This is a genomic window from Mycobacterium sp. 852002-51163_SCH5372311, assembly GCF_001667115.1.
Taxonomy (GTDB): domain Bacteria; phylum Actinomycetota; class Actinomycetes; order Mycobacteriales; family Mycobacteriaceae; genus Mycobacterium.
Map to the genome: position 1 here is coordinate 34,419 of NZ_LZIJ01000173.1, position 12,330 is coordinate 46,748.

Consider the following 12,330-nt stretch of genomic DNA (forward strand, 5'->3'; position numbering starts at 1 on the left):
CAGTCACGACTGCTGGTGCCATGATGCGGTGAGATCGGCCAGCGCGTCGGGGCTCAGGCCCGAGGCACTCATCGGCGTGTAGTCCTGCGTCGGCGCCGAACCCTCAACGGCCACAGGCTGATCCGCGGCGACCTCGACTGCGGCGGCCAACTCGGCGATCGTCGGGTGCTCGAACACCATGGGTGGGGTCAACGGCAGCCCCTGCGCATTGGCCTGAGCGGACCATTTGATCGAGACGATGCTGTCGCCGCCGAGAGCGAAGAAGTTGTCCTCGGCATCCACACCGGTGATGTCCAGCAACTCCTCCAGCAACCCGATGAGGGCCCGTAGGGTTTCCGGACTCTTCACCGAACCGCTGACGGCGGGTTGCGGTCGCGGTGCCGGCTCTGGTGCAGCGAGCAGCTTCGCCATGTCCGCCCCGGGCAGCAACTGCAGCGTGGACACCCGGGCATCCGGCGTCGTCGCGAAGGCGTCGAGCGTGCGGTCGAGGGCATCGGCGATGAGCGCCACGGTGTCGGGCTGGTAGAGATCGGCATTGGCTACCACCCGTACCTCGAGCTCGCCGTCCGGCGTCACCGTCATGCCGAGGTCCAGGTCCAGCAGCGACACCTCGAAGTCCATCCGAAGTGGGACGACGGTTGTTTCCGCGCTGAGGTCGCGCGGGACGAGGGCCCAATCCTCGCCGCGGAAGTGCAGCATGTTCTGGAACAACGGATTTCGGGATCGCGAGCGAGGTGGGTTGAGGGCCTCGACCAAGCGCTCGATGGGCAATTCCTGATGCGCGAACGCGTCCAGCACCGCATCCCGGCTGCGCGCGATCATCGTGCGCGGACTTGGATCGCCGGACAGGTTGTTGCGCAGCACCACCATGTTGGCGAACAGACCAATCAGATGGTGGGTGGCCGAATCGATCCGCGATGCGACCGGGCTGCCGACCGGGATGTCCGTGCCGCCGCCGAACTTGTGCAGCAGTACCGCAAGGACGGCCTGGTAGACCATGAACTCGGTGGCGCCGTTCTGCTCGGCCAGTTGGGTGAGCGCTCCGCGACGCGCCGCAGACACGGTGAAAGTGACCACTGTGCCGTGTTTTCCGAGCACCGACGGGCGGGTGTGGTCCGAAGCGACCGAGATCTCGTCGGGCAGCCCGGCCAACGCCTCCCGCCAGTAGGCCAGCTCGGCCTGCCCCCATTCGGTGTCGAATGCACTTCGTTGCCACAGCGCATAATCCGCGAACTGGATGGGCAAATCTGGCCAGTGCGGCGCCCGACCCTCCACCCGCGCGCGGTAGGCGGTGACGAGGTCGTCGAAAACGATGCCGAGTGAAGCGTGATCACTCACGATGTGGTGGACCAGCAGCAGCAGCACATGATTTTCCGGGCCGAGTTCCAGCAGCGTGCCCTTTAGCAGCGGGCCGGCCTCCGGCGTGAACACATGCCGGCGCAGCGCGGTCACGGTCTCGTCGAATTGTTCAGCGGAGACGTTGAGCACCGGAATCCCGACCCGCAGAACCGGGTGCACAAACTGATATGGAACGCCCTGGTACTCAGCGAAATTGGTGCGCAATGCCTCATGACGGCCCACCACGTCGTTGAGCGCTTGGGTCAGCGCGGCAGCGTCCAGCGGGCCGCTGAAGCGCAACGCAAAGGGCAGGTTGAATCCGTCGCGTGCACCCTCCATCCGGTACTGGAACCACATCGCGAGCTGCGAGTAGGACAACGGCAGCCGCTCTGTGCGAACGGCACCGGCAAGCTGCGGCCGCCCCGGCTGCGATGTGTATGAGGAGTCGAGGGGCCCGTCGTCGGTGAATTCCTCTCCGTCGTAAAGTGTTTCAAGCTCGTCGATCTCATCCAGGTCGATGTCGAATTCCGAGCGGAACTGTTCGACCAGCCGAGCGGCCAACCCGGCCGGAGTCGGCGTGTCGAACACGGCGCGAACGGTCAGCTCCACGCCGAACTCCGCGCGGATCTGTGCCACCAGCCGCGCCGCCAGCAGTGAATGCCCGCCCAGCCCGAAGAACGAGTCTTCGGCGCCGATTCGGTCCCATCCGAACATGCGGGCGAAGATCGAGCACATGCGGCGCTCGGTAGGCGTGGCGGGCTCGCGGTAACGACGAACCGCGACCGGAGTTGGCGCCGGCAGCGCCCGCTTGTCCAGCTTGCCGCTCACGGTGAGCGGGATCTCGGGGATCACCGCGAACGCGGTGGGAACCATGTATTCGGGTAGTACCGACGCGGCGTGTGCGCGGATTCGGTCCAGGTCCAGCTCTCCCAAAGAGCTTGTGGCGCCGGATCCTTCATCAGTCACAGGCACCAGGTAAGCGGCGAGCATGGGTCCGGCTTCGTTCTCTTCGGTGACGACGAGGCAGTGCCGCACCGCAGGATGTGCCGCGATCACCGACTCGACTTCACCGAGCTCGATGCGGAAGCCGCGAACCTTGACCTGTTCGTCGGCGCGGCCCACGAATTCCAGGTCGCCAGAGATGTTGCGACGGACCAGGTCTCCCGATCGGTACAGACGCATGCCCGGGTTGAACGGGTCGGCGACGAATCGCTGCGCGGTCAGCGCCGGACGCCCCAGGTACCCGCGCGCCAACTGCACACCCCCGAGGTACAGCTCACCGATCACCTCGGCAGGTACGGGTTGCAACTCCTCGTCCAGCACGTAGGCGTAGACGTTGCGGTTCGGCACGCCGATCGGCACCACCCGCGCGCCGTGTGATCCCTTGACATCCATGTGCGTAGCGCAGACCACGGCCTCGGTCGGGCCGTAGTGATTACGCAATTGCGCGTCGAAGTAGCCGGTGAATTTCTCGGCCACCTCACCCGCCAGCGCTTCGCCACCCACTGGTACGTGGCGCAGTTGGCGCCATGCGTCACTCTCATCCAAAACGCCGAGAACCTGCGGCATCAGCAAGACGGTGCTGAGCATGGACGGCACCATGTGCAGCACGGTCACACGGTGTCGGCTGATCAGCCCAGCAACATAAGCGATGTCGCCGAACGCATCCGGCTTAGGTACGACGAGCGTTCCGCCCAGCGTCAACGGGATAAGGATGTCGGAGAGCGAGGCGTCGAAGCTGACCGACGAGGACTGCAGCAACCGGTCTTCGGCGGTGATGCTCCACTCGGCGACGAAGGATTCGACGTGCTCGGCGATCGCGCGATGCGAGACGGCCACGCCTTTGGGCTTGCCGGTGGAGCCGGACGTGTAGATGACGTAGGCCAGATTTTCTGGACGTAATGGACGAACCCGGTCGTCGTCTGTGACCGGCGCGTCCGACAACCGCGCGGCGGCCGTTTGCGCGGTGCCGAACTCGTTCGGGCCGATCACCGCACGGGGGTGGGCATCCGCGATCAGGTAGTCGATGCGGTCGGCCGGGTAAGCCGGATCGATCGGCAGGTACGCCGCGCCGGCCTTCAGCACAGCGAGCATCGCGACGATGAAGTCGAACGACGTGGTCATGCGCAGGCCGACGATGTCCTCGGTACCGAATCCCTGGTCGATCAGCCAGCGCGCCAAGCGATTCGAGCGCCGATGCAACTCGGCGTACGTCAGTTCGTCCTCGTCGGAGACCAGCGCCGTCGCGCCCGGAGTCGCAACCGCCGTGTCTTCGACGAGCGCGACGATCGTGGTGGCGGGGATGGCGACGAGTTCACCGTGCGACTGCGCAAGCACCGTTTCGCGTTCGCCGGTGCCGAGCATGTCCAGACTGGTGAGGCGACGCTGCGGCTGAGCCAGTGCGTTGTCCAGCAGCTGTGCGTAGTGAGTCAGCATCTGCTCGACGAGCGCCGAATTCAGCACATCGGTTTGGTATTCGAACTCGATGAGCACTTGCGTGTCGAGCACGACGGAAAGGGAGAGCGGTAGATGCGCGGTCACCGCGCCCAGTTCGAGTTGGCGCACAGTCACGCCGTCGAGCGCAAATCCGGCGGCGCTTTTACGCATGGAAAAGCCCAGTCGGACAAGCTGGTCCATGCCGTCGTGGCCCATCCGCTCCGGATTGGCCTCGCGCACCACCCGATCGATGCCGACCGCCTGGTGAGCGAAACCGGCAAGGCACGTTTCACGCACCGCGCCGACGAACGAGGTGAAGGTTTCCGTCGGGCGCGTGGCTATCCGCAACAGCAGCGTGTTGCCGAAATACCCGACGGCGCCCTCGGCCGCGGCCCGGCGATCGGTCACCGGCACCGAGATCAGGAAATCCGGTGCTCCGGTGTACCGACGCACCAGCACTGCGTACGCCGCCAGCAGCACCATGAACGGCGACGCGGAATGCGCGCGGGCAAAGTCCTCGACCCGGCCGAACAGCTCGGCGGGCAACGCCGTGGTGCGACGGTGCGCCTGCCGCGACGCGTGCGCGGCGGCCACCCCGGGCAGCTGCAGCGGTTCGGGTAGCGGACGCAAGACGTCAGCCCAGTAGCCGACATCGGCCATCGTGGGTTCGGCAGGCGCATCGAGCACCTCAACCACGACGTACTGCGGTACTTGATCGTCCGGGCGACTCGGTTGCCGACCGTTGTAGGCCGCACTCAGGTCCTGGGCGAGAACGGCCCACGAGTCGTCGTCCCAACTGATGTGGTGCACGACCAGCAGCAGCACGAATTCGCCTGCACCCGCGCGGATTAGGGTGAGGCGCAACGGCAACTCGTCGATCAGGTGGAATGGCCGGCCGAACTCCTCCCGCGCCAGAGCCTCGATCCGCTCATCGCGATCGCCTGGCGACAGATCAGTCAGATCCACTACCTGCCAAGTGATTTCGACGTTGTCGGAAAACACTTGGTACGGCTCGCCTTCGGAGTCCACCCCGTAGCCGGTACGCAAAATGGCATGGCGGCCGGCGACTTGTTGGAAAGCCGAATGCAGACGGGCCTCGTCAAGGGCACCCGTCAGTCGGTAGGCGACACAGATGTTCAGGGTGGAGTCGGTCGGGTCCATCGTCTGCAGGAACCACATGCGGCGCTGACCGGCCGACAGCGGATAACGCTCACCGGCACACACGCGCGGTTGGGCGATCCGTCCACCGGCGGCCAAACCGCTTTCGGCGACGCGTCTGCGCAACAGCTCGCGGCGACGTTCCTGCAACGTCTTGGCGTCGTCTGCCATCACCGCGAAACCCTTCAACTCTGCACTGCCGGCCAGGGCCGGGCCCATGTTTCGGTCCGCTGTCGCCGCGACCGATTACAAGTTCAGCAGCTTATGTTAGCCTTCGCTAAGTTGCATAGGTCTTGCGGCCGTCGCGGCTAGGAGGTACCGGAGGTACGGGAGGTAATCGGTGAGCTCGCCGGCCTCGCGGCGCTACGCCGCCGCACTGGACCATCAGGTGTTCGCGGGGAATTTCTCGCTGCGCCGGGCCGACCCGCACCAGGACCTGGAACTCGTCCACTCGTGGATGAACGATCCGGAGGTGGCCCGGTTTTGGAAGATGCCGTGGCCTCTGCATGAAATAGCGTCCTACCTGCATCGACAAGACACCAGTCTGCACTCGACACCGTACCTGGGCTTTCTCAACGGCGTCCCGATGAGCTACTGGGAGGCTTACTGCGCCGATCTTGACCCGCTCGCCCAGCACTACGCCGCGCAGGAGCACGACGTGGGTCTGCATATGCTGCTGGGTCCCGCCGAATGCCGTGGACGCAGACTGGCCGCTGGCCTGATTCGGGCGGTCTCGACCCGGCTGCTGAGTCGAGATCCGCGCACCCGCGTGGTCGCCGAACCTGATGTCGAAAACACGCGGGTGATTCGCATTCTCGAAGGTCTCGGGTGGCGGCGGGCCGCGGATTTGGATCTGCCGAACAAGCGCGCCGCGCTCATGATCCTCGAGCGCGACCAGACCCGATAACCCGCGCCCGAATAGAGAGGTAGCAGCCATGCCGCGCACACTGGGCTGGATCAGGCAGTTCCACGCACCAGAGTCGCCCGACAGCCTGCCCCTGCTGGTTTTCCCGCATGCCGGTGCGGGCGCATCCGCCTACCGCGAATTCTCGAAGCTGCTCAGCCCGAAGTTCAACGTGATCATCTTCCAGTATCCGGGTCGCCAGGACCGGGCAGCCGAAGCGTCGCTGCTCACGCTTCCTGAGATCGCCGCCGGAGCATTCGGCGACTTCTCGACCTCGGATCACAATCGTGGCCTGCCGATCGTCACATTCGGTCACAGCATGGGCGCGCTGGTCGCGTTCGAGTTCGTCCGGCTCGCGGAAGACACGGGCATCGATGTGCGACGGCTCAACGTTTCGGCGGCGGTTGCACCGAGCAACGTCGCCGGCAAGCCACCACATCCCAGAGACGACGAGGAAATCCTCAACCATCTCGCGGCGCTCGAGGGTACCGACTCGGATGTGATGGCGAACCGCGCCCTGATGAGGTTGGCGCTTCCCGTGATCAAAGCGGATTACCAGGCCTTCGACGCCTACTCGTGCGCGGACGACGTCAAGGTCGCCGCCGCGATCCACGCGATGGGCGGTGACCAGGACCCGTATATCACGCTGGGCGATCTGTACGGATGGGGCAAACACACCGACTCCGTCGATGTCACGATGTTCGACGGCGGCCACTTCTACCTGCAGTCACACATCGACGCCGTCGCAGAGCTGTTGGTCTCGAACGCCCAGTGCGAGCAGACAACTTGAGCGACCGGGGTGCTGCCGTCGCATCGGCAACCGATCCGATCGTCATCTCCGGGATGGCGGTCGAGGCGCCGGGCGGGATAGACAGCCCGGGCGCGCTGTGGTCGGCACTCGCCGAAGCGCGGGAGCTACTCGGCCCGTTCCCACGGGATCGGGGCTGGACGGTCGACGATCTGCTGTCGGCGTCCCGGGTTGCGGAAGGCTGGCGCCAGGTCTGTGATTCCGGCGGATTTCTCGACGGCGCAGCGACATTCGATCCGTCCTTCTTCGGCCTCACCGATCACGAGGCAACGGTCATGCACCCACAGCAACGCGTCGCGATGCGGGTGGCGTGGCAGGCACTGGAGAACTCCGGAATCAATCCCGGCATGCTCGACGGATCCGAAGGCGGCTGCTTCGTCGGAATGTCGATGACCGAATACGGCTCGCGCACGGCCGTGGCTGACGATTACACGGGATTTCGGACCGTCGGCATGGGACAGCTGGGCGGCGCCGGCCGGATCTCGCACTGCCTTGGCCTGGTGGGCCCGTCGATGACCGTGGATTCGGCGTGCGCATCCTCGTTGACGGCAGTGCAACTGGCAGCCAACGCGATTCAACTCGACGAGTGCGATTGGGCAATTGCCGGAGCCGCATGCGTTCTGGGAGAGCCGACGGCGTTCTACGAGTTCTCCCGACTCAATGCCATATCCGTGGACGGCCATTGCCGCGCCTACTCCGACGACGCCAGCGGGACCGTCTGGGGTGAAGGCGCGGGAATGGTTGTCGTCGAACGTGAATCGCGAGCAAGACAGTTGGGGCACCGGATCTACGGCCGCATTCTGGCCATCCGCACCAACCACAACGGCAAGGGCAAGCCGATCCTGGTGCCCCGGGGGCGCGCGCAGGAGCAGTTGGTGCGCAAGACCATCGACGCGTCGGGAATCGACCCCGCCGACGTCGGCATGGTCGAAGGACATGGCACCGCCACTCCGGCAGGCGACCCCCAGGAGTTGACCGCGCTGCACAACACCTACGGCGCGGCGGGATCCGAGGCGCTGCTGGGTTCGATCAAGTCGAATGTCGGCCACGCGCAAGCCGCGTCCGGCATCCTCGGACTGATCAAGTTGCTCCTCGCGGGGCAGCACGGTCATATTCCGCCAACCCTGTTCTCCGACAACCCAACCAAGACCGTCGACTGGGATGTGACGGGCCTGCGCCTCGCCACGAAACTGCACCCCTGGGAGCCGAAAGACGGCATCCGCTACGGCGCTGCCTCGTCGTTCGGCGCGGGAGGCTCCAATGCGCACGCGATCATTGCCATGCCCGCGAGCGGCGGGGAGTGAGCAGGTGAAGCCGCTTACCTATCGGCTGCCGGACGGGAGCATTCCCGTTCTGCTGTCCGCGGATACCACCGAGTTGCTCCACGGCGAGGTGGCGGCCCTGCTTTCGTATGCGACAGAGCATCCCGCAGTGGAGCCGCAGGCGATCGCCGACATGCTGTTCCGGACGCGCCTCACCCGCCGGCACCGGGCACTGGCCATGGTGACCGGCCGCGACGAAATGCTCGGCGCCCTGCGCGCGGTGCTCGATGGCCTCGAACATCCCACGGTGGTACACACCGACGCGGCCGCGATGGAGTGCCGGCTCGCCTACGTCTTTCCCGGGCAAGGCGCCCAGCGTCCGGGGATGGGCCGGCTCTTCTACGCTTCGATCCCGGCTTTCCGCACCGAAGTAGATCGCTGCGCCGCGGCCTTCGCGAATCGCTTCGACGAGTCACCGCTGGAATACCTGCTCGACGAACATGCTTCGGCCCAAGACGACGCCCGCACCGTGCAGCCGGCGCTGTTCACCCAGATGGCCGGACTGGCCGCGACGTGGCGATCATTCGGGATCACGCCAAAGGCCACCGTCGGACACAGCCAGGGCGAGATCGCCGCAGCCTACGTGGCCGGCATGATCACCCTGGACGACGCCGCCAGCATCGTCGGGATACGCGCGCATGCGGCCGACGAGTTCGAATCCGGAGACTACGCAATGGCCGTCGTCGCCTCCGACCGCGACACCTGCGAGGACCTGCTGGCGCGCCGCTCCGGGTGGGCACAGCTGTCGGTAATCAACTCACCCGGCATGGTGGGAATCTCGGGTGATCGGGAAACGGTGCAGGACATCGTCGACACGCTAACCGACCGCGGCACCTTCGCGCGGGTCATCCGCGTCCACTATCCCGCGCACACCAGCGTGATCAATGCGCTCGCCGAAAAGGTGCGCGCTGTTACGCAACGCGAACTGCAGAATCAGAAGTTTCTCGACACCGACATCGACTGCCTGGGCGCCACCCTCGGCACTCCCATCACGCCAGAGCTTTCGCTCGAACACTATTGGTTCCTGAACCTGCGCAACACCGTTCGGTTCGACAAGGCGATCGCCGCCGCGGTGGCCCTGGGCATCGACACCTATGTCGAACTGGCCGAGCATCCCACACTGCAGCTGGCGATTGAAGAAAATCTCGCCGTTCTGCACGACGAACACGAACGCACCACCCGGGTTGTCGGCACCTCACAGCGGACGGCCACGGATCTGCGCGAGTTCACCCGCAATCTCGCGCAGATTGCCGTGCACGACCTGAACTATCGGTGGGAGTGCCTGGGCGCCGAGCCCGACGGCCCAATCCCGTTGCCGTTGACCGATTTCCCAAACACTCGCATGCGCGAGGTGCGGCTGTGGCAGTTGTACCGCCCGGTACTTTCCCCGGCAGCGACTCCGGAGCCAACCCCCGAAGCCACACCGGCTCGGCTCTTCGTCGAGAAGTGGGTACGGCTATCGCAACGCTCGCTGGTAGCGCCTCGGGCCATCGGCATCGTCGATCACACCGGATCCCACGCGGAACTGGCCTCCGCCCTGCAGCGCGCCGCCGAAGACATCGGCGCCACGGCTCGGCAGGTCGACGCCGACAGCGTCCCAGCCGATCTCAACACGTTGGTCATCCTCCTTCCCCACTCCCCCAGGCTGGACGACTACGCCGCCGCGGCCGAGGTTACGACGTTCTTTTCCCATCGAACGTGGTGGCCGGGCGTCGTCGACGCGATCACCGACTACTGGCTGATGACGATCGGCGGCGAGACAGTCGTGGCCGCAGACGTGCCACCTGATCCCGTCCACGCGGCGGCGAGCGCCGGCTTCCGGAGCATCGGTGCGGACCATCCGGGCAAGGGGTTCAAACACCTCGATCTGCCGGCAGAAGCGTCGAAATCAGAGGCGTCCGAAGCGATCATCGCTGCGCTGCACACCGGAAAAGAAACGGAGCTGGCGCTGCGCAACGGCGGTCTCTACGCTAAGCGGATCGTCGAAGGCGAACCCGTGCCCGAACCCGACGACACCGCACCCGAGCATGCGCTGATCATCGGCGGCACCGGCAACCTGGGGCTGGAGTTCTGCGATCACTTCGCCCGGCGCGGGGCGCGACGGATCACCTTGGTGAGCAGGTCGGGCGACGCGGTCGCCGGCGTTACGGATCGACTGCGTGAAATCCGTTCCGCCACAACCACTGACGTCCGTGTCGCTCGGTGCGACGTGAGCGACGAAGCGGCGGTGGTGCAACTGGCGGCCGAACACTGCGACACGCCGGCAGATCTGATAATCCACGCCGCGGTGGACTATTCGGCCGTCGAACTCAGCGAGATCACCGCCGAGAAGGTCGACCGGGCGTTGAGGGCCAAAGTCGTCGGGATCGCACGGGTACTCGAGACGTATCCCCGGACCGACAAATGTCGGGTCGTGCTCTGCTCCTCGGCAAGGGCGACGATCGGCGGTCGCGGCCAAGTCGTCTACGCCGCTGCCAATCGAATGCTCGATGCCATGGCGCACCGCCTCCGCACCGAAGGCCTGGATTGCGTTTCTGTGCAGTGGGGGCAATGGACAGTCCACTTCGATCTGGATGCAACCAGCACGGCGCAACTCGATGCAATCGGTGTCATTCCGATGAAACCCGCTGACGCGCTCGCATTGGGCACCAAACGGTTTCACGAGAATGCCATCATCCTGGCGTACGACTTCGACCGCGCGCGCCCGATACTGGAGGCCTACGGCTACAGGCCCTTGATATCCCAGCTGACGCAGCCAGAATCGCGGTCCAGCGAAGTCAAAGCGCCTGCGCCCAAAAGGGATATCTCGCGTCGGCTGCTCGGACTGCTTGCGGCGGCCATCGGTGAAGGCCGCGCCGAGAACATCGACACCACAATGCCTATGGTCGCGATCGGCTTGGATTCATTGCAGGCCCTTGAGCTGCGCCGTCGGGTCAAGGTCGAGTTCGATCACGATCTGGAGGTGTCGGATCTCTTGGGTGGGGCGACGATTGCAGATGTCCTGGCCAAGCTGGGCGGCTAGCGGGCAGACGCAAAACGGTATTTTGGCCGTAAGCTAGAGCTCTTGCATGGCGGTCGGCGCATCCCCGGGCCCGCCCGTCACTGCAATCTCCGGACAGGGAGGATGTGCACACTGCGCGGGGATGAACTGACGGCTTTCGGAGTGAACTGACGGCTTTCGGTGTGACTGTAGGGCGGGAATCGGCGCGATTTTCCACCCAGGCTGCACACCCAAAGCCAAGGATGCACACCCAAAGCCATGCATTCACTCTCAAACCTGGGAGAAACTCGCGAACACATTGACATGGGCCCTTTTCCGCCTCGCGCCGACAAATCATTTGGTGTGCAGTAGTTGTCGCGCTGAGGCGGACAAAAAGGCACACGCGGCGGCGTTGCGACCAGCCGGACTTACGATGAACGCTAGGCTGGGAGCTTTTGCGTCTGCTCGTCATGCCTCGCTATATGTCAAACGGATTGGTACTCACCGCTTTCCACCGGGGACGCGTCGGCTACCCCGATGTGCGCTCCCAGCACCCGGTCGGACATCAGTCCCAGGCAGCTCAGATTCGGAAATCCAGGGCCCTCATTGAGGCCAGAAAGGTTTGGGAGAATCAGTTTCGGCGTGATACCGGCAACGGCCAAGTCGTGACCGATCGACTCCTCCAGCCGCTCACCCGTCAGCGGGCCGCCCAATCCGAGCTCCATCAAATCCACGGCATCGGGGCTGAACAGCGGCATGAACCACAGTGCGTCAGCGCCGGATCCGTCGATGACGAGGTCGAAGCGGTGCAGTGTCTCCAATGGCTCTCCGGAGCGGTCGGTACACAGCGTGATCCAGATCGTGCTGTCCCGATCTGCCACGCGAACGACGCGCCCGCGCAGATGCTTGATTCTCTCGTCGGCCAGCAATGACTCTTGAACTCGGGCCGAGAAGACCCCCCGGTCGGTACGGGCAATGCAATCGCGTCGCTCGGCTTGGCTGAGGCTGCGCCAGCCGGTGGGATCGGAGAACAGCGAGTTCTCGAAGAAGCCTTCCCCGCGGGTGAACAGAGTTGCTTGCGGCGAGATAGCCGTGATCGACGAAACTCTGTGGTGGAAAAGCTCATTGAGCATCGACGCGGCGGTCTCGCCCCCGCCGACGACTGCCACGTTTTCGGCGACGATGCGGTCGTGCCGCGAGGCACGCTCCCAGAACTGCGCGATGGACAGCACTCGCGGATCGCCCGGACGGATACAACGCTCCGCTTGGCCGGGCCCGGTGATCATGACCGCATCGGCGGACAACCGTGCCTCGGGCGTCTGCAACTCCCACCGCGGTCCGGCCACCGAAAGCTGAACCACTTCGCCGCGAACGACACCACAAT

Annotated in this window: 6 protein-coding genes; 4 read left to right on the plus strand and 2 right to left on the minus strand. The window is 65.1% G+C overall.

Features of this window, described 5'->3' with window-relative positions; translation table 11 throughout:
- Positions 1 to 3: 3 nt before the first annotated feature.
- On the minus strand, positions 4 to 5,103 hold the full coding sequence (locus A5791_RS20310; protein ID WP_067240656.1) for a non-ribosomal peptide synthetase: 5,100 nt from the start codon (positions 5,101 to 5,103) through the stop codon (positions 4 to 6).
- A gap of 169 nt (positions 5,104 to 5,272) precedes the next feature.
- On the opposite strand from A5791_RS20310, the gene A5791_RS20315 reads away from it, so the two are divergent.
- The 4 genes from A5791_RS20315 to nbtC are packed head-to-tail and all read left to right on the plus strand — an operon-like array spanning position 5,273 to position 10,988.
- Positions 5,273 to 5,839, plus strand: a complete 567-nt coding sequence (locus tag A5791_RS20315; RefSeq protein WP_067240647.1) for a GNAT family N-acetyltransferase — start codon at positions 5,273 to 5,275, stop codon at positions 5,837 to 5,839.
- A gap of 28 nt (positions 5,840 to 5,867) precedes the next feature.
- Positions 5,868 to 6,626 (plus strand): thioesterase II family protein, encoded by a 759-nt coding sequence (locus A5791_RS20320; protein WP_067240649.1) that lies wholly within the window; start codon positions 5,868 to 5,870, stop codon positions 6,624 to 6,626.
- Positions 6,623 to 7,948 carry a polyketide synthase gene (locus tag A5791_RS20325; protein WP_082967040.1) on the plus strand — a complete coding sequence of 442 codons (1,326 nt, stop codon included), beginning with the start codon at positions 6,623 to 6,625 and terminating at the stop codon, positions 7,946 to 7,948. The genes A5791_RS20320 and A5791_RS20325 overlap by 4 nt, the downstream gene beginning before the upstream one ends.
- Before the next feature lie 25 nt (positions 7,949 to 7,973).
- Entirely contained in the window at positions 7,974 to 10,988 is a 3,015-nt protein-coding gene (gene nbtC, locus A5791_RS20330; protein ID WP_369828108.1) for a nocobactin polyketide synthase NbtC, read from the plus strand.
- A gap of 443 nt (positions 10,989 to 11,431) precedes the next feature.
- Here nbtC and A5791_RS26885 read toward each other — a convergent pair.
- Positions 11,432 to 12,330, minus strand: an 899-nt coding sequence (locus tag A5791_RS26885) for a lysine 6-monooxygenase (RefSeq protein ID WP_082967041.1), incomplete at its 5' end; no start/stop codon positions are given.